This is a genomic window from Pseudomonas sp. 05N36 (genome assembly GCF_056397385.1).
The window spans coordinates 219,845-237,779 of sequence record NZ_JBFTNH010000002.1 but is presented as its reverse complement, the minus strand read 5'-3'; the positions used below and the strand labels follow the sequence as shown (position 1 = coordinate 237,779).

Sequence of the window (17,935 nt, the reverse complement as noted above, 5' to 3'; positions counted from 1 at the left end):
CGAGCGGGAGCAAGCTCAAGTTCCCTCGCCACAAACGTCCTGTCCCTACGGGTAATGCTTGAATCAGGCGGTTTTGCACATGACCGCTTTAGCGAACGAATCCGTGCCCTTGCTGCCCGAACACTGCCACCGGTGCTGGGAACAGGCTCGACAACGTCGGCTGTCGCACAACGCCTGATTGGCATTGCGCGATAGCTGCGGTTGGCCGGGGAGCAGAAAGCGAAGCCGTTAGCGGTGCTGAAGCAGGCTGGGGATCGCTGCCTCAGCGGTGCGCCACGCCCGGCAGTACGCAGAGCATTTCGTACAGCAGGTTGGCGCCCAGCAGCGAGGTGTTGCCGGTGGTGTCGTACGGCGGCGAGACTTCTACCAGGTCGCAGCCAACCAGGTCGAGGCCTTGGCAGCCACGAACGATTTCGATCGCCTGAATGGTCGTCAGGCCGCCGATTTCCGGGGTGCCGGTGCCGGGTGCCCAGGCCGGGTCGATGCCGTCGATGTCGAAGCTCAGGTACACCGGGCCACCACCGACTTTTTCACGGACTTCAGCCATCAGCGGTTCCAGCGACTTGTGCCAGCACTCCTCGGCCTGAACCACGCGGAAGCCCTGTTTGCGGCTCCAGTTGAAGTCTTCAGCGGTGTAGCCCTGCGCGCGCAGACCAATTTGCACGACGCGGCCGCAATCCAGAAGGCCTTCTTCGACGGCACGACGGAAGGTGGTGCCGTGGGCGATCTTCTCGCCGAACATGTGATCGTTCACATCGGCGTGGGCGTCGATGTGGACCAGGCCGACCTTGCCGTGTTTTTTGTGGATGGCACGCAGGATCGGCAGGGTGATGGTGTGGTCGCCACCGAGGGTCAGCGGGATCACGTCGTGTTCGAGGATCTCGTTGTAGGACTCTTCGATGATCCGCACGGCGTCCAGCAGGTTGAAGGTGTTGATCGCCACGTCACCGATGTCGGCAACCGACAGCGAGTCGAACGGTGCAGCGCCGGTGGCCATGTTGTACGGGCGGATCATTACCGATTCAGCACGGATCTCGCGCGGTCCGAAGCGGGTGCCGGCGCGCAGGGAGGTGCCGATGTCCAGCGGGATGCCAATGAAGGCAGCGTCCAGGCCGGCAGCGGTTTGCAAGTGGGGGAGTCGCATCATGGTGGCGATGCCGCCGAAGCGCGGCATTTCATTGCCGCCCAGTGGTTGGTGAAGAATCTTGTCCACGGGTATGGCCTCATCATCATTGTTTTATTTATGGGGTTGCACCGCGCAAAGGGATCGCACAGGCACCTGTTGAGCGGATTCTGCGAAATGCAGGGTGGGAGAAGAATCGCTGCCGGCAAATACTTAGTTCATATTTTTCTAAACTAATGGCGAGGAGGGAGATAGACTTCCCCCCAATGAAAGCTGGAATACGTCCTGTAGCAGCTGGCGCAGCCTGCGTTCGGCCGCGGAGCGGTCGCCATCCAGGCAACTCAATTTTCCTGAAAGCTCAAGTATCGCAATCACGACTGCTGCGCAGCCGAACGCAGGCTACGCCAGCTGCTACGGGGGCTGTGTCGCGACGACAACAGCATTTCACTTGGAGTCTTCACCTTGGCCAACGCTTTACCCGACCTGAAACTGTTGCGCATTTTCGTCAGCGTGGTGCGTCATCAGGGGTTTGCCAATGCGCAGCAGGAGCTCAACCTCTCGACATCGGCCATCAGCACCTACATGAGCCAGCTCGAAGCGGCATTGGGGCTGGTGCTTTGCCATCGCGGGCGTGGCGGTTTCAGCCTGACCAGCAAGGGCGAGCTGTTCCATCAGGAGACGTTGCGCCTGTTCGGTGAACTTGAAGGTTTCGAGCAATACGCCGCGGCGCTCAAGGGCGAATTGCGCGGTACGCTCAACCTCGGGGTGATCGACTCGACCGTCAGCGACAAGGCCTTGCCGTTCGCCGAAGCCATTGGTGCCTACAGCCAGGAGCACCCGGCGGTGCATTTGCACCTGTCAGTGATGAGCCCTTACGAACTGCAACTCGGCGTGCAGGACAACCGACTCGATCTGGCCATCGGTGCGTTCTCCACGCGCATGAGCGGGCTGGTCTACATGCCGCTGTACCGTGAACAACATTGGCTGTATTGCAGCAATCGTCATCCCTTGTTCAACGAGCGGCGCATTCCCGAACAAGTCATCACCCAGCAGCGCATGGTCGGTCGCGGATACTGGAGCCAGGCCGAATTGGCCCGCCACGGCTTCAAGCACAGCGCGGCGACTGTGGAGAGTATGGAAGCACAGCTGATTCTGGTGTTGTCCGGCGCCTACATCGGCTACCTGCCGGAGCACTACGCTCAAGCCTGGGCCGACAAGGGCGATTTGCGCGTGCTACTGCCGGCGACCTTTGGCTACCAGGCACCGTTTTCGATGATCGTGCGTCGTGGGCGCAGTCGCGAGCCGTTGATCCAGACCTTCCGCGATTTGCTCAAAGCGCAGCTCAATCAGGTCTGATCGGGGGGAATCGTATGTCCAGAATTCAATGCGCCCGCTGCCTGCGCCCGCAAACCCATTGCCTGTGCCCGTTGATTCCGAGCCTCGACAGCCGCACCCGGGTGCTGCTGTTGCAGCATCCGAGCGAGGTGAACCATGCGTTGAACACCGCACGGCTGGCGGCGTTGGGGCTGAACAATGCCGAGCTGGTCGTCGGCGAAGTGTTCGAGGATTTACCGCGTCTGTTGAATCAACCGGGTTACCGGGCCCGCTTGTTGTTCCCGGCCGACGATGCGCAACCGTTGCAGGCCTATACGCCTGACGATCAACCGTTGCTGCTGGTGGTGCCGGACGGCACCTGGCGCAAGGCGCGCAAGATGTTGCACCTCAATCCATTGCTGGCAGCGTTGCCCCGAGTGACGCTGGCCGAAGGCGCGGTTTCGCGTTACCGGTTGCGCAAGGCTCCGGGGCCTGGGGCGTTGTCCACGGTGGAGGCGATCGTGCAGGCGTTGCAAACCCTTGAAGCACCCACGACCTTCGAGCCGTTATTGCGACCGTTTGAAGCGCTGATCGAAGGGCAGATCGCGGCGATGGGGGAGGAGACGTACCAGCGTAATCATGGTGGCAAAGCCTAGAGGCGGCGACGCTAGTTCGTGCCACGGGGCGGCCACGCCTGCGTACTACATGGGTTCCGGTGGTCCGATCAGCCGGCCCATGACGCCGAACAGTCCCAGCGACCTGATTGCCTCCAGTTCCCCCGGCGTTTCTATCTGTTCGGCAATCAACGGTAAATCGATGCTGTTGGTCGCGCGGAAAATGGCTTCGATGAACAGGCATTTGTCGCTTTGCTGGTCGATGGCGCGAATGTAGCTGCCATCGATTTTCAGGTAGGCCAAACCGAGTTGGGTGAGGTTGCCGATCTGGCTGAAGCTGCCACCGAAGTGCTGCAGGCCGATCCCGTAGCCGGTGTTGTGCAGGCTCAGGCACAGTTGACGCAACTCTTCGGGGGGCGGCAGTTGGCGTTCGTCGAGTTCAAGGGTCAGCAAGGGGCCGAGGCTGGGCAGGCCGTCGAGCATATCGAGGATCAGGCGCCGTTGCGCGGCATCGCGCAGGGTGCTGCCGGACAAGCTCAGGGCCAGCGGCCAAGGGTGTTCGGCAAGGTAGTCGAGGGTGTGTTCGAGCATTGCCAGGTCGAATCGCGCCGACCAGCCCAGCCGTTCTATCCAGGGTAGAAAGTGCCCGGCGCAAATGGTTTTGCCCTGTGGATCGAGCAGGCGTGCCAGCACCTTGTGGTGCAGCACCTGGCTGGTGTCGGCGCATTGCACCACGGGTTGGAAGTACAGCTGCATTTTGCCGTGAGTCAGGGCGTCATCGATCCAGGAGCGCCAGTCGTGCTGCGTATGGTTCGGTGGGTTATCGGACTGCTGCAGTTGCACCCACGGCCGTTCGGGATGCTGCTGGGCCTGAGTCAGTGCCTGATCGAGGCGCAGCAGAATGTCGGTGGAAGCTTCGCCGGGTGTGTAGGCGACGATTCCCAGATGCGCCACCGGCATGCAGTCGCTGGCGCCGGTCAGGCGCAGGTTTTCCAGGGTGGCGCTGATCTCTGCGGCCAGGCGCGCGGCGTCCTTGCTGTCCAGGCCAGGGGTCAGCAGGCTGAACTCACCACCCCGATTGCGTGCGGCCAGCCAGGTATGGCGATCCGGCTGTTGAGTCAGGCGTTTGAGTAACTGACCCACGGCGCTGATCAGGGCATCGGTGCGCTGGCCACCCAGTCGCTGGTTGAGCCCGGTCAGGTCATTGATCCGCAACATCAGCAGGTGTCCGGCGCTGCTCTGCTCAGTCACCAGCAACTGATCGGTGAGTTGTTCGTTGAGCAAACGGCGGTTGGCCAGCCCCGTGAGACTGTCCTGAAACGACTCGGCGCGCAGTTGCTCGCTACGTGCGGCTTCTTCGGCAAACAGCCCTTTGAGCTTTTCGACCATTTGGTTCATCGCCAGCACCACGCGTTTGAGTTCCGGGGTTCTGGGCACCTTCGGCAGGCTGAGAAACTCGCGTTTGTTGATGGCTTCGGCCTGTTTGACCATGGCGTCCAGCGGGCGCAGTTGCCGACGCAGCAACCAGCCGCCGAACATCGCGCTGAGCAACCCGCACAGCAGTAACCAGATCAGACTGCCGAGGGTACTGTCCCACAGTTTGCTCAGGACGAACTGTGGATTGCTCACCACTTCAACGCGCGCGGCTTGCTCCCAGCCGCGCATCACCAACGCATCCCCGCCTTGCGGATGCAGGTTCACCAGATCGACGAACCAACCCGGTACGCGTTCGGTGGTGGCGACCGCATTGCGCTGGACCAGGACGCGCTCGTCCTCGATATTGATGACCCGGATACTGGAAAAGTAGCCACTGTCGAAGACCGAGCTGACCATCAATTCAATCATCGCCAGGTCGTCGATCTGTGTGGTCAACGACAGCCCCAGTGCGGTGGCAGTGTCCTGGGCATGGGCGCGTAATTGGCTGAGTATCTGCGCACGCGAGCTTTCCAGGCCGACAAAGAAACTGCCGCTGAAGGCGACCAGCAAGAACAGGCAGATGGCCAAAAACAACTGTTTGAGTAGCGACATGAGACGCTCCGGAGCGTTGACCTTCCTGGACGACGGGATATGTCTGGCCGCAGACGTGCAGATGCCTGGAGTTTAGGCGCTGTTTTGCAGGAGGCAGGGCAGATTGTCGGGAGCGGGGGGATGGATGAGCTTATGCGGCGAGGCGTATTCAGGGTTTGATCAGGGTTTTCTGCCGCAGGATATACACCGTCACCAGCACTGCGCTGGTCAGCATGAAGCCGCGTGCCCAAGGCAGTGGGACGAGGATGCAGGACAGGCCGATGCTCAGCCACATCAGGCCAATGGCGTAGACCTTGCCCTTGAGCGGGATGCCATTGCCGTCCAGATAGTCGCGGATCCATGGGCCGAGTCGAGGATGCTCGACCAGCCATTGATAAAAACGCGGCGAACTGCGGGCGAAACAGGCGGCCGCCAACAGCAGGAAAGGGGTGGTGGGCAGTACAGGCAGGAAGATCCCGATCACCCCCAACGCTACGCTCAGCCAGCCGATGGCCAGCAGCACATAGCGCAGGATCAGGGGACGATTGCCTATGGGGTCAGCCACAGGCAAGGACTTAGTGGTGACGAGGCTTGAGGATCGCCGGTTTTTCGTCTGGCGCGTTGCACAGCAGGTACAGCGCGGTCAGGGCTTCCGGGATCTGCACGATCATGTCGTCCATCAGGTTGGCGTCGGCCGCGATGTCGGAGAACTCGGGCTGTTCGTCGAACAGGCCGGAACCGACCATGATCGGCAGCAGCATTTCGCTGACTTCGTCTTCGGCGGTCTCGAACCAGGCTTCTTCACGCAGGAATACGCCTTCCATGAAACCGATGCACCAGCCGCGCAGGTCGGAATCATCCGGCTCTTCGCCCAGGTCCAGGTCGCATGGCAGCTCGAACTCTTCATCGGAGGCCAGTTGGCGAGCGATATGAGCCTTGAGGGCAATCAGGGTCGATTCGATTTCTGCACGCTCGGCGTCGTCGCGATAATGCGGCTCTTCGGCGAACAGCGCGTCGATCCACTCACGATCAGGCACCGTCTCGGAACAGATCGACAGCGCCGTCAGGTAGCCGTGGGCGGCCACATAGTCCAGCGCCTCGTCATGCAGCTCGTCGGCGTCGAGGAAGGCTTGCAGGCGGGTTAGTTGCTCAGCGAAGGACATTGAAGGGCTACCTTGGGAATATACGATGCCCAATTCTAGGCGTTCTTGAGCGGTCCGGCCAGCCGCACGGCAGATTTGCCCGCATTGTGTGTTGTTGCGGCTATTCGTCAGTGACCCCCATTGCCCGGTATCGCTCGGGTATACTCGCGCGTTTTGCAAAGCCCTGCAGGTATCGCGACGGTCCCGGACAAATCCGCTTACGGATCTGTCCGTGACAACGTGGTTTTTTGATCCAGCCTGCATACAGGGATATTCAGCACCATTTGGAGTTTTTCATGCTCGAACAGGCTCAGCGCGTCCTCAAGGACATCTTCGGCTACGACAGTTTTCGTGGCCGTCAGGGTGCCATCATTGAGCGCGTGGCCAGCGGCGGTGACGCTCTGGTGCTGATGCCGACCGGCGGCGGCAAATCATTGTGCTTCCAGGTCCCGGCGCTGTTGCGCGACGGCCTGGCGGTGGTGGTTTCACCGCTGATTGCCTTGATGGACGATCAGGTCGCGACCCTCGAAGAACTCGGTGTGGCCGCGGCAGCGCTCAATTCGACCTTGAGTGCCGAGCAACAGCGCGATCTGGCGGCGCGGATCAAGCGCGGCGAAGTGAAGATGCTGTACCTGGCACCTGAGCGCCTGGTCCAGCCACGGATGCTGGCATTCCTGCAAAGTCTTGAAATCGCTCTGTTCGCCATCGACGAAGCGCACTGCGTATCGCAATGGGGGCACGATTTCCGCCGGGAATACCTGCAACTGGGCCAGTTGGCGGAACTGTTCCCCAACGTCCCGCGCATCGCCCTGACCGCCACGGCCGACAAGCGCACCCGGGAAGAAATCGTCGAACGCCTGCACCTGCAGAACGCCGAGCGCTTTCTGTCGAGTTTCGATCGGCCGAACATTTTCTACCGCATCGTGCCCAAGGAGCAGCCACGCAAGCAGTTGCTGGCGTTCCTTGCGGAGCGGCGCAGCGATGCCGGCATCGTCTATTGCCTGTCGCGCAAGAAGGTCGACGAAGTAGCGGTATTCCTCAGCGAGCAAGGTTTCCCGGCGTTGCCGTACCACGCCGGCCTGCCCAACGATACGCGGGCCCACCACCAGAAGCGCTTTCTCAACGAGGAAGGCCTGATCATGGTCGCCACCGTGGCGTTCGGCATGGGTATCGACAAACCCAACGTGCGCTTTGTCGCGCATCTGGACTTGCCGAAATCCCTTGAGGCCTATTACCAGGAAACCGGTAGGGGTGGCCGTGACGGTCTGCCGGCAGACGCATGGATGGCTTACGGCCTGCAAGACGTGGTGATGCTCAAGCAGATGCTGCAGAACTCCGAAGGCGATGAGCGCCACAAGCGACTGGAGCAGCACAAGCTCGATGCCATGCTCTCGCTGTGTGAAGAAACCCGCTGCCGCCGTCAGACGCTGCTGGCCTACTTCGACGAAGACATGCCGCAGCCCTGCGGGCACTGCGACAACTGTGTCGACGGTGTGCAGACCTGGGATGCCACCGAACCCGCCCGTCAGGCACTGTCGGCGATCTACCGCACCGGCCAGCGCTATGGCGTCGGGCATCTGGTGGACGTGTTGCTGGGCAAGGACAACGAAAAGATCCGTAGCTTCGGCCACCAGCATCTGTCGGTGTACGGTGTCGGCAAGGCGCGGGCTGAAGGCGAATGGCGTTCGCTTTTCCGGCAGTTGGTGGCACGCGGTCTGGCAGACATCGATCTGGAAGGCTACGGCGGCCTACGTTTAAGCGACAGCTGCCGGCCGCTGCTCAAGGGTGAAGTGACCCTGGAACTGCGCCGCGATCTCAAACCGCAAACCACGGCGAAAAGCAGCAGCACCAGCCAGGCCAGCCAGTTGGTGCGAGGCGAAGAACGCGAGCAGTGGGAAGCCTTGCGCGCCCTGCGCCGCAAGCTTGCCGGAGAGCATGGCGTGCCGCCGTACGTCATCTTCCCGGATTCGACTTTGCTCGAAATGCTCCGCAGCCAGCCAAGCTCCTTGGCGGAAATGGCCAGGGTCAGCGGCGTCGGTGCGCGCAAGCTGGAGCGCTATGGCGAGGCCTTCCTCGAAGTGCTGGGCGGCCAGGCCGAGGCGCCGAAAGTGGTTGCCGATTTGCGCCACGAATTGATCACGCTGGCGCGTGCCGGCATGACGCCGATGCAGATTGCCGGTCAGTTGCAGTGTTCGGAAAAGAACGTGTACACGATGCTCGCCGAGGCCATCGGCAAGCAGCAACTGTCGCTGGAGCAGGCACTGGACCTTCCGGAAGACCTGATGGGCGAAGTCCAGGACGCATTTCTGGACGGTGAGGGCGAGTTGCCGCCAGTGTCGGAGATTTCCGCATTGTTTGCCGGCCGTGTCCCTGAGGGCGTTTTGTACTGTGTGAGAGCGGCATTGCAGTCTGAGTTTGAAATTTAAGTGTCGAAGATCAAGATGTAACGATTCAGTACAGACCGAGCCTTGCCTAGAGTCGAGGGTCATGCTTAGCTGACTAATAATTAGTTTCAGCCTATTTCAGTCTAACCATGAGTTTTTTATGCCGTTAACCGATCAACACCGTTTTGGCATGCAGTTGGCGCAGATGTCTCGCGGCTGGCGCGCCGAACTGGATCGCCGTCTTGCCGGCCTTGGCCTGTCCCAGGCCCGCTGGCTGGTGCTGTTGCACCTGGCGCGTTTCGAAGAAGCCCCGACTCAGCGTGAGTTGGCACAAAGTGTCGGTGTTGAAGGGCCGACGCTGGCACGCCTGCTCGATAGCCTGGAAACCCAGGGGTTGGTGCTGCGTCAGGCCGTGGCGGAAGACCGCCGGGCGAAAAAGATCGTGCTGTGTGCGCCCGCCCGTCCCTTGATCGAACAAATTGAAACCATTGCCACCGAGTTGCGCCACGAGCTGTTCGAGGGCGTCGACGAGGAAGATTTGCGGGTGTGCATGCGGGTCCATGGGCACATTCTGGCCAATCTGGAAAAATCTTGAGGCATAACCACACCGCAGACTTTTGAGAACTGGCGCAGAGCAGACTATAAGAACTACCAGGCAATAACGTGTTCACACTGGATGTGCGAATGCGCACAGGTTGATTCTGGTTAGCTAAGGAATGCTCATGCTCAAGAGTTTGCAGTCTGTGTTACGGCGCTCCGTCAGCCTGTTGTCGGTCGCCGGTGCCTTGTGTTACTCCGCATTGGCACCCGCACTGGGGCTGGGCGACATCACGTTGCACTCAGCCTTGAACCAGCCGTTGAATGCCGAAATCGCCTTGGTCGATCCCGGCGCCCTGAGTGACGGTGAACTCTCGATCAGCCTGGCGACGGCGGACGAGTTCGCCCGCGCCGGTGTCGAGCGAGTGTTTTTTCTCAACGACCTGCGTTTTACCGTCGTTCTGCGTGGTGATCGCAGCGTGATTCGGGTGGTGTCCAGTAAGCCGGTCAATGAACCATTCCTGAACTTTCTGGTGCAGGCGAACCAGCCCAATGGGCATTTGCTGCGCGAATACACGCTGCTGATCGATCCACCGGGCTCACCGGGGATCGTACCGGCGAATGATGTCGAGCCGGCCCCGGCGATCAGCCAGCAACCCACTGCCACCGCACCCGTCAAAACGCCTGCTGCCCCCCCGGTAAGCACGGCATCTGCAACTACCGACCGCACCTCCGAGTTGCTGGCAGCCAGCGTCCTGGAAAACCAGCAACTGAAACAAACGGTCGATCAATTGAACACCCGGCTACAAGCCCAAGATGAGCAGCTTGCCAGCCAGCGCAAGCAAGTCAGCGATCTGCAAACCGAGTTGGCCGAAGCCAAAAAGCCGGTGTCTGCACCTGCCATTGCTGCCGCGCCAATCCCGGTGCCTGTAGCCGCCGTGGATGAGACGAGCAGTGGATGGGGATTGTGGCTGATCGGCGGCCTGTCGGTGCTTGGCGCGCTGTTGCTGCTGGGCCTGTTTGCGCTCCGTCAGCGGCGGGTACAGCTTGCGTCAGAGTCTGCGCCGCGACATGAACCGATGGTCGGTCGGGGAGCGCCCGATGCTGCGCAGAAACCATCGATTGAGCTTGCTACGACGCTGGCCACCCCGGTGAACCGCGAAACCGTTCATGGGGCAGAAGTGCTCGAGGGTGTCGGTATCTACCTGACCTATGAGCGTTTCACTGAGGCGGTCAGTCTATTGCGCGAAGCCTTGCTCAAAGAGCCGCAGCGCAGCGATTTGAACCTGAAGTTGTTGGAGGTACTGGGGCTGCAGGGCGACAGCGCAGCTTATTCGGACCACGAAAACAGCCTGCTTGAAGCGGGTTACAGCACCGAGGTATTGGAGCAGATTCGCGCACGTTCGCCAAAACTGGCCAGTGCGCAATCGTTGGCGACTCTTGAATCGACGGCTGAAACGACGGCAGAACCTGCTGCCTCGGTACGGGATGAGTTCCAGTTGAATCTGGATGACTTGTCGATGGATTCGAGCTGGGATCTGATCAGCCCGTCCGACACGACAGCGGCAACGGCTGAACCCATGAATCAGCTGGAACCATTGGACGATGGCTTTCTCGACGATTTCGCCGATGCATCGCCGCCCCTGGAACTTGAGCCGTTGTCGGGTGTGCTCGCAGTGCCTGAGCACGAAGAGATCCACCCAGGCAAACTGGAAGAGGCGCAGAACTGCATCGACGACGGTGATCTGGACAGCGCCATTGCGCTATTGAACGAGTTGCTCAAGGACAGTGACGAATCCTTGAAGCAAACCGCCCGCAGCCTGTTGGCCAGCATACGCTGACTTCTTCTGAACCAGCGAAGCCTCTGCGATCAGTACGTCTGCCCAAGGCTCAGGTAAACCGAGCGGCAAAGGCGGCTATCATAGCGGCGCGATCGAGCTCAGGAGTCCAGCACGCCATGACCACACACAAACCGGAAGTTGTCATCACTTACTGCACGCAATGCCAGTGGCTGTTGCGCGCCGCCTGGCTGGCCCAGGAGCTGCTCAGTACCTTCAGTGACGATCTGGGCAAAGTTTCACTGGTGCCAGGAACTGGCGGGGTGTTTTTCATTACCTGCGACGGGGTGCAGATCTGGGAGCGCAAGGCCGATGGTGGCTTCCCGGAAGCCAAGGTGCTCAAGCAGCGGGTCCGGGATCAGATCGATCCCGACCGCGATCTCGGACACAACGATAGAACTCAGTGAGAGGCGGCTTCGGCCGCCACGCTTTTCTTGCTTGAGCTGCCAGACAGACTGCTGGACACCACAATCGCGATGATGATCAGCGCACCACCAATCAACATCCGCAGTGTCGGATTCTCACCGAACAGCAGCCAGGCGACGGTGATGCCGTACACCGGCTCCAGGGCAAACACCACCGCGGCGGTGCGAGCCTTGATCACCGCCAGGCTGGCCACGAACAGGCTGTGGGCGACGCCGGTGCAGAACACCCCGAGCAGACCGATCCACAGCCAGTCGATGGCGCGCACCTCACTCAAGCCCGGTGCTGCCACCGGCAGCAGACAGAGGGCAACCACTACGTTCTGACACAGCGCTGCCTGCACGGCGGGTATACGCCCGGAGCTGGCACGGTTGGTCAGCGACAGCAAGGCGAACAGCAGGCCCGAGCCCACCGCCCAGAGCAGACCGCTGGTGGCTTCGCTGGCGAGGTCGAAATCCGGGGTAACCAACACCAGGCCGACGCTCACCAGCGTCACCAGAAGTATTTCATTGGCGCGGATTCGCTMGCGGAAGATCAGGCCTTCGAGGATCACCGTGAACGCCGGGAAACTGGCAAAGCCCAGGGTTGCAATCGCCACGCCGGCAACTTTCACCGCAATGAAAAAACTCACCCAATGCCCGGCCAGCAACAAGCCGCTGAGCAGCAGGCGACGCCAGTCCACGGCTTCGAGTTTCTGCCAGCCGGTGCTGCTGGCGAAACGGGCGAAGAATGCCAGGGCGATCACCGCGAATGCCGCACGGCCAAAGACAATGATGGCAGGGGAGGCCGCGGCGAGTTTGCCGAACACACCCGTCAGGCCAAACATCAGTGCGCCGATATGCAGGGCGCCAAGGGCGGTACGCGGAGTCATTTCAATCCTTAATCCATAAAAACAATGACGACATTGAACCGCGTGACGGCCTGATCTGTCTGTCGTCAGACTCGCGTTTTTTATCGTCAGCCTAGCGCTTGCCCGCTGTACGACGCAGCGCGCCCGGCGAGGCACCGAACTCGCGCATCACCGCTGCGGCGAAGGCACTCTGGGAGCCATAGCCGACACGGTTGGCCACTTCGCCGATGGGCAGCGCGGATTCACGCAGCAACTTCACGGCGATATGCAGGCGGCGACTGCGGATGTAATCCATCGGTGTCTGCCCGCATTCAGCGACAAAGCGTGCGTGCAGACGCGCGCTGGACAGTCCGGCGATGCGCGCCAGGTCGGCGACTTGCAGCGGATAGGCGGCGTATTGGTCGATGTGCGCATTGAGCGCCGCGTAAGGCAAACGGCGCCCGGCGATGCTGTCCGGCGCGGCGTTGTTGAGGCTGGCGAGCAACAACACGGCGCCTTGCTGGGCGATCAGCGGGTCAGTGACCGGGCTGCTCGCCAGCCAGCTCACCAGCTGGCTTTGCCCGGCGTCCAGCGGCAAGCGTCCGGGGTTGTCGAGCAAGCGCCGACAGGCCTCGGCATGCTCGCCCAATGATTGCGAAACCCATTGATCGCTCGGCACATCGAGCACCAGGCAACGGCTGCCATTCGGGCTGCCGCAGGCGTGATGAGCGCCTGCCGGTACGACCACAAAACTCTGCTGCACCACCTGGCTGCCATGACCGTCGACCTCGAAGTCGAGCGCGCCCGACAGACCGAACACCAGTTGCGCGTGGTCATGGCTGTGGACGATCAGGTCGTGAGTGTATTGGCGTAGCGTGAGGATCGGTCTCATCGCAGTCTCCTGGGCAGACTCGCAGTCTACACCGGCCACGCCTGGGTTCGGGTTGTCATCAGACTGCCGTATTTGTGTCATGGGCTATTAATCGCTGCGGTGCAAGCTTGCGGAAAATCCCGCAGAGGTTGTCCATGACCAGCGCCGAACGTGCCAAACCCAGCCGTAAACAACGCGTGCGTACCTTGTGGATTTCCGATGTGCACCTCGGCACCCGGGATTGCCAGGCCGAGCATTTGTCGCAGTTTCTCAAGGGTTATCAGGCTGACAAGATCTATCTGGTCGGCGATATCATCGATGGCTGGAAGCTGCGCAGCGGCATGTACTGGCCACAGGCTCACACCAACGTCATTCGCCGTTTGCTGACCATGAGCAAGCGCGGTACCGAGGTGATTTACGTCACCGGCAACCACGATGAGTTTTTGCGGCGCTATTCGAAGCTGATCCTGGGCAACATCCAGTTGGTGGACGAGGCGGTTCACGTCACTGCGGATGGCCGGCACCTGCTGGTGATTCACGGCGACCAGTTCGATGTGATCACGCGTTATCACCGCTGGCTGGCGTTTCTTGGCGACTCGGCCTACGAGTTCACCCTGACCCTCAACCGCTGGCTCAATCACTGGCGTGCTCGCTATGGCTACGGTTACTGGTCGTTGTCGGCGTACCTCAAGCACAAAGTCAAAACCGCGGTCAGCTTCATCAGCGATTTCGAAGAGGCCATCGCCCACGAGTGCGTCAAGCGCGAGCTGCACGGGGTGGTTTGCGGGCACATCCACCATGCGGAAATCCGCAAGGTCGGCGAGGTGGACTACCTCAATTGCGGAGATTGGGTGGAGTCGTGCACGGCCTTGATCGAGCATTGGGACGGCACGATCGAGTTGTATCGGTTGGCGGATGCGCAGGCGCGCGAGGCGCAGCTCAAGGCCGTGAAGGTTGCAGAACCGGCGTAAGTCGCGGGGTGTTTGCTGTCAGGTCTGGACCTGTTGCGACAGTAGCAGCTGCCGAGCCTGCGAGGCTGCGTTAGAGGCGGGCCGCGTTCGGACGTAGTCCTCGCAATTCCTGTATATGCGGGTTACCTGACTCAACGACTGCTTCGCAGCCGAACGCAGCCTCGCGGGCTCGGCAGCTGCTACGGAAGTAGTCCTGCGGCGTATTTCAGCGTTGCATGGATACCCAAACCGGTTCCGAGGAGATTCAGACCGGTGCGTATTCTTCCATCGCCGCCGTGTAGATCGAGTTTTTCGGCCGGGCAAACAGGCGTTCCATCATCGGTTCGAAAAAACTCAGCGGCAGGGTCTCGTAGTCCGGATCAAAGGCTGCCGCGTCATACCTGGCGCAGAACTCGATGGTTTGCCGGTACTGCGGGTGTTCGCTAAATTGCTCTCGCAGGTGCCGGTCCATGCCCAGGTAATGGAAGAAGTAATAGCCCTGGAAAATCCCGTGTTTTTCCACCATCCACAGGTTTTCAGGGCTGACGAACGGCTTGAGGATCGCCGCCGCAATGTCCGGGTGGTTGTAGGAGCCAAGGGTGTCGCCAATGTCGTGGAGCAGCGCGCACACCACGTATTCCTCATCCCGGCCATCGCGCCAGGCACGGGTGGCGGTTTGCAATGAGTGGGTCAGCCGATCGATCGGGAAACCGCCAAAATCACCCTCCAGCAGTTTCAGGTGCGCCACAATCCGTGTCGGTAATTGCTTGGCGTAGGCACTGAAGTCTGCGGCGATGATCGCCCAGTCTTCCTGCGTACCATCCTTCATGTGGGTGAAGCGGGCGTGCGCATTCATCAGCTATCCTCTTATTGTTTTCGAAGGGACGTCGTGCAGTGTAGAACTTGGATCCAATGCTGTACTGGCCATATGGGACGGCTTGATGGCCCGACGAGCCTAGAAGGGCACTTTGCCGAGGATCATGTCGCGATACATGACAAAGTCGCCGAGCAGGCTGTAAAGCGGATGCTGGAATGTCGCCGGGCGATTCCTTTCGAAGAAGAAGTGGCCGACCCAGGCGAAGCTGTAGCCGGCCAGAGGCAGGGCCAGCAACAACATCCAGGTACCTTTGCCGATAGCGAAGGCGAGGATGAAAATCACCAGGCTGGTGCCGACAAAGTGCAGGCGTCGGCAGACACTGTTGCTGTGTTCGCTGAGGTAATACGGGTAAAACTCAGCGAAGCTGCTGAAGCGTTTGATGTTTTCCACGACTGCATTCTCTGTGGTTATTGTGCTGCCGAGCGGATGTTCTGCGGGCAGCTTATTTAAGTCTAGAGTCATCAGTGGCAACAGCCAGTGACCTTGGGCGCCACTTTAGTATCCTTCTGAAATTGGCCGTGACACGCGGCTCATCAAGTAAGAAAACGCCATGAGCGAACGAACGACTTCTGCAAGCTGGGCGATGGGGATTGTCAAGGCACTGGAGATGGACGGCCTGGATTGCCGGGTCTTGTTCAAACAGTTGGGGCTCGACTACGCGGCGCTGGATGATCCGGATGCGCGCTTTCCTCAAGATTCGATGACGCGGCTCTGGCAGCGTGCGGTAGAGCTGTCCGGCAACCCGGCGATCGGTCTGAACATGGGCAAGTTGGTCCGCCCGGCATCGTTTCATGTGGTCGGTTATGCGTTGATGTCGAGCCAGACCCTGGCGGAAGGCTTCCAGCGCCTGGTGCGTTATCAGCGGATCATCGCCGAAAGCGCCGACCTGAGTTTTCGCCTGTTACCCGAAGGTTATGCACTGATTCTGACGGTGCATGGCGACCATCTGCCCCCCACCCGACAAAGTGCCGAAGCGTCACTCGCCTGCGCGCTGGGCCTGTGTGGCTGGTTGACCGGGCGCACCTTGCAGCCACGCAAAGTGCTGATGCAGGGCGACCAACCCAAAGACCTCGAGCCCTACAAATTGGCCTTTCATGCGCCGTTGGAGTTCAACGCGCCCTATGACGCACTGATTTTCGAACGGGCAGACATGGAAGCCCCGTTGCCGACTGCCAACGTGGCGATGGCGTTGTTGCATGACCGGTTTGCCGGCGAATACCTGGCGCGGTTTTCTGAAAGCCGGGTCACCCACAAGGCACGGCAAGTGCTCTGTCGCCTGCTGCCGCAAGGTGAGCCCAAGCGCGATACGGTGGCGCAAAGCCTGCACTTGTCCCAGCGCACCTTGCAGCGACGCCTGCAGGAAGAGGGTACGAGTTTTCAGACGTTGCTCGACGACACACGCCGTGAGTTGGCCGAGCAGTACCTGGCGCAACCGAACATGACCCTGCTGGAAATCGCCTACCTGTTGGGGTTCGCCGATCCGAGCAACTTCTTCCGGGCGTTTCGGCGCTGGTTCGATACCACACCCGGCGAATACCGGATGCGGTTGATGGACGCGCCCAAAGCACTCAGTGACGCCAAAATGCCGGGATACACAGCACAAACACGGTGATGATCTCCAGTCGACCGAGCAGCATACCGAGGGACAGAATCCACTTGGCGGCGTCGGGCAGGCTGGCGAAGTTACCGGACGGTCCGATGGTTTCACCCAGTCCCGGACCCACTCCGGAAACCGTACTGGCGGCGCCGGTCAGGGCGGTCATCCAGTCCACGCCCAGCAGCGAGAGCGCCAGGGCGATGGCGCAAATGGTGATCGCAAAGAAGAACGAAAACGTCAGGATCGAGCGCACGATTTCTTCGTCGAGACGATGACCGTTGTACTTCTGCTTGATCACTGCACGCGGGTGGATCAGTTGATTAAGGTTGGCCTTGAGCAGGATAAAGGCCACCTGGAAACGGAAGATCTTGATCCCGCCAGCGGTCGACCCTGAGCAACCACCGACAAAGCCCAGATAGAAGAACAGCATCAGTGAGAAGGTGCCCCACAAGCTGTAGTCCCCCAGCGCAAAACCGGTGGTGGTGACCACCGAGGTGACGTTCAGCGCGACATGGCGCAGTGCGTCCAGCCAATGCAGGTCGGTGGTCCACCAATACCAGGTGCCAAGTACCAGCCAGGTCACCAGCAGCATGCCGAGCAATCCCTGCACTTGCTGATCCTTGATCAACGCCCGCCGATTGCCGCGCAAGGTCGCCACGTACAAGGTAAAGGGCAGGCTGCCGAGAATCATGATCACCACCGCGACCCAGTGCACGGCCGGTTGCGTCCATTTGGCCAGGGACTGGTCGGAGGTGGAGAAACCGCCGGTGGATATTGCCGACATCGCATGGTTGACGGCATCGAACGGGCTCATGCCCGCCCACCAGAACGCCAGGCTGCCGAGGATGGTGATGCCGACGTAGGCGGCGACGATCAGCCGGGCCACCATGTGCGAACGCGGCATGACTTTTTCGGAACGGTCCGACGATTCGGTCTGAAACAGCCGCATGCCGCCGATGCGCAGCAGTGGCAGAATCGCGACCGCCATGCCGATAAAGCCGATACCGCCCAGCCAGTGCAACAACGAACGCCACATCAGGATCCCCGGAGACATGCTGTCCAGGCCGCTGAGCACAGTAGAACCGGTGGCGGTGATGCCGGACATGCTTTCGAAAAACGAATCGGTGTAACTGATGTGCTGGGTCAGCAGGAACGGCAATGCCGCAAATATGCAGACCACTACCCAACTCGACACGGTGAGCAGGTACATGTCCCGCGGGCGCAGGTGTATATGCTCGGGTCGCCCGGGGATGACCAGCGCCAGACCGGCGAGAAAGGTAATCATGCTGGCCCAGAGGAACGACGGCAGGTCGCTGGTGCGGTCGTAAATCAGCAGGGTTGCCATCGGCACAACCATGCTGATGGCCAGGGTGATCAGGAAGATGCCGATGATGAAACCAATGATCCGTAAGGTCGGCAACGCCATGAA

The 17,935-nt window shown here is 60.5% G+C and carries 17 protein-coding genes; 8 read left to right on the top strand and 9 right to left on the bottom strand.

The genetic code is table 11. The features are described from left to right. Positions 1 to 262: 262 nt before the first annotated feature. On the bottom strand, positions 263 to 1,213 hold the full coding sequence (speB, locus tag AC1DIH_RS04175; protein ID WP_477770699.1) for an agmatinase: 951 nt from the start codon (positions 1,211 to 1,213) through the stop codon (positions 263 to 265). A gap of 372 nt (positions 1,214 to 1,585) precedes the next feature. Here speB and AC1DIH_RS04170 point away from each other — a divergent pair, with 372 nt between their 5' ends. Together AC1DIH_RS04170 and AC1DIH_RS04165 are read left to right on the top strand one after the other, a co-directional pair. After that, positions 1,586 to 2,479: a LysR family transcriptional regulator gene (locus AC1DIH_RS04170; protein ID WP_054596237.1), complete on the top strand. Its 894-nt coding sequence runs from the start codon at positions 1,586 to 1,588 to the stop codon at positions 2,477 to 2,479. A 14-nt stretch (positions 2,480 to 2,493) separates the two neighbouring features. Further along, positions 2,494 to 3,093 (top strand): tRNA-uridine aminocarboxypropyltransferase, encoded by a 600-nt coding sequence (locus AC1DIH_RS04165; protein WP_477770698.1) that lies wholly within the window; start codon positions 2,494 to 2,496, stop codon positions 3,091 to 3,093. A gap of 45 nt (positions 3,094 to 3,138) precedes the next feature. Here the strand turns inward: AC1DIH_RS04165 and lapD are convergent, their stop codons facing one another. The 3 genes from lapD to AC1DIH_RS04150 form a co-directional block, all read right to left on the bottom strand. Continuing rightward, on the bottom strand, positions 3,139 to 5,079 hold the full coding sequence (lapD, locus tag AC1DIH_RS04160) for a cyclic di-GMP receptor LapD (protein ID WP_477770697.1): 1,941 nt from the start codon (positions 5,077 to 5,079) through the stop codon (positions 3,139 to 3,141). Between the two features lie 148 nt (positions 5,080 to 5,227). Beyond that, positions 5,228 to 5,623: a YbaN family protein gene (locus AC1DIH_RS04155; RefSeq protein ID WP_019692443.1), complete on the bottom strand. Its 396-nt coding sequence runs from the start codon at positions 5,621 to 5,623 to the stop codon at positions 5,228 to 5,230. Between the two features lie 10 nt (positions 5,624 to 5,633). Further along, positions 5,634 to 6,221 carry a UPF0149 family protein gene (locus AC1DIH_RS04150; RefSeq protein ID WP_103315564.1) on the bottom strand — a complete coding sequence of 196 codons (588 nt, stop codon included), beginning with the start codon at positions 6,219 to 6,221 and terminating at the stop codon, positions 5,634 to 5,636. Between the two features lie 275 nt (positions 6,222 to 6,496). Here AC1DIH_RS04150 and recQ point away from each other — a divergent pair, with 275 nt between their 5' ends. From recQ to AC1DIH_RS04130, 4 genes are all read left to right on the top strand, one after another. Then, positions 6,497 to 8,626 (top strand): DNA helicase RecQ, encoded by a 2,130-nt coding sequence (gene recQ, locus AC1DIH_RS04145; protein WP_477770696.1) that lies wholly within the window; start codon positions 6,497 to 6,499, stop codon positions 8,624 to 8,626. Positions 8,627 to 8,744: 118 nt separating this feature from the next. After that, complete coding sequence (locus AC1DIH_RS04140) at positions 8,745 to 9,179, top strand: MarR family transcriptional regulator (protein ID WP_427529828.1); 435 nt, start codon at positions 8,745 to 8,747, stop codon at positions 9,177 to 9,179. 127 nt (positions 9,180 to 9,306) lie between these two features. After that, positions 9,307 to 10,962, top strand: coding sequence for a motility hub landmark protein FimV (locus AC1DIH_RS04135; RefSeq protein ID WP_477770695.1), 1,656 nt, complete (start codon positions 9,307 to 9,309; stop codon positions 10,960 to 10,962). Between the two features lie 116 nt (positions 10,963 to 11,078). Next, on the top strand, positions 11,079 to 11,366 hold the full coding sequence (locus AC1DIH_RS04130) for an Rdx family protein (protein ID WP_054596244.1): 288 nt from the start codon (positions 11,079 to 11,081) through the stop codon (positions 11,364 to 11,366). Here AC1DIH_RS04130 and AC1DIH_RS04125 read toward each other — a convergent pair. Both AC1DIH_RS04125 and AC1DIH_RS04120 read right to left on the bottom strand, forming a co-directional pair. After that, positions 11,360 to 12,253, bottom strand: a complete 894-nt coding sequence (locus tag AC1DIH_RS04125; RefSeq protein ID WP_477770694.1) for a DMT family transporter — start codon at positions 12,251 to 12,253, stop codon at positions 11,360 to 11,362. The genes AC1DIH_RS04130 and AC1DIH_RS04125 overlap by 7 nt on opposite strands. Before the next feature lie 91 nt (positions 12,254 to 12,344). Beyond that, positions 12,345 to 13,103 carry a helix-turn-helix transcriptional regulator gene (locus AC1DIH_RS04120; RefSeq protein ID WP_477770693.1) on the bottom strand — a complete coding sequence of 253 codons (759 nt, stop codon included), beginning with the start codon at positions 13,101 to 13,103 and terminating at the stop codon, positions 12,345 to 12,347. A 134-nt stretch (positions 13,104 to 13,237) separates the two neighbouring features. On the opposite strand from AC1DIH_RS04120, the gene AC1DIH_RS04115 reads away from it, so the two are divergent. Beyond that, the gene (locus tag AC1DIH_RS04115; RefSeq protein WP_477770692.1) at positions 13,238 to 14,053 is read left to right on the top strand and encodes a UDP-2,3-diacylglucosamine diphosphatase; all 816 of its coding nucleotides are present in this window, start codon (positions 13,238 to 13,240) and stop codon (positions 14,051 to 14,053) included. A gap of 244 nt (positions 14,054 to 14,297) precedes the next feature. On the opposite strand, the gene AC1DIH_RS04110 is transcribed toward AC1DIH_RS04115, so the two are convergent. Both AC1DIH_RS04110 and AC1DIH_RS04105 read right to left on the bottom strand, forming a co-directional pair. Further along, a complete protein-coding gene (locus AC1DIH_RS04110) occupies positions 14,298 to 14,888 on the bottom strand; it encodes an HD domain-containing protein (protein ID WP_477770691.1) in 591 nt (196 codons plus the stop codon). Positions 14,889 to 14,987: 99 nt separating this feature from the next. Further along, positions 14,988 to 15,299, bottom strand: a complete 312-nt coding sequence (locus AC1DIH_RS04105; RefSeq protein WP_477770690.1) for an Mpo1-like protein — start codon at positions 15,297 to 15,299, stop codon at positions 14,988 to 14,990. 160 nt (positions 15,300 to 15,459) lie between these two features. Here AC1DIH_RS04105 and AC1DIH_RS04100 point away from each other — a divergent pair, with 160 nt between their 5' ends. Further along, positions 15,460 to 16,521 (top strand): AraC family transcriptional regulator, encoded by a 1,062-nt coding sequence (locus AC1DIH_RS04100; RefSeq protein ID WP_477770689.1) that lies wholly within the window; start codon positions 15,460 to 15,462, stop codon positions 16,519 to 16,521. On the opposite strand, the gene AC1DIH_RS04095 is transcribed toward AC1DIH_RS04100, so the two are convergent. Then, positions 16,478 to 17,932, bottom strand: coding sequence for a TrkH family potassium uptake protein (locus AC1DIH_RS04095; protein WP_054596251.1), 1,455 nt, complete (start codon positions 17,930 to 17,932; stop codon positions 16,478 to 16,480). The genes AC1DIH_RS04100 and AC1DIH_RS04095 overlap by 44 nt on opposite strands. Positions 17,933 to 17,935: the final 3 nt, after the last annotated feature.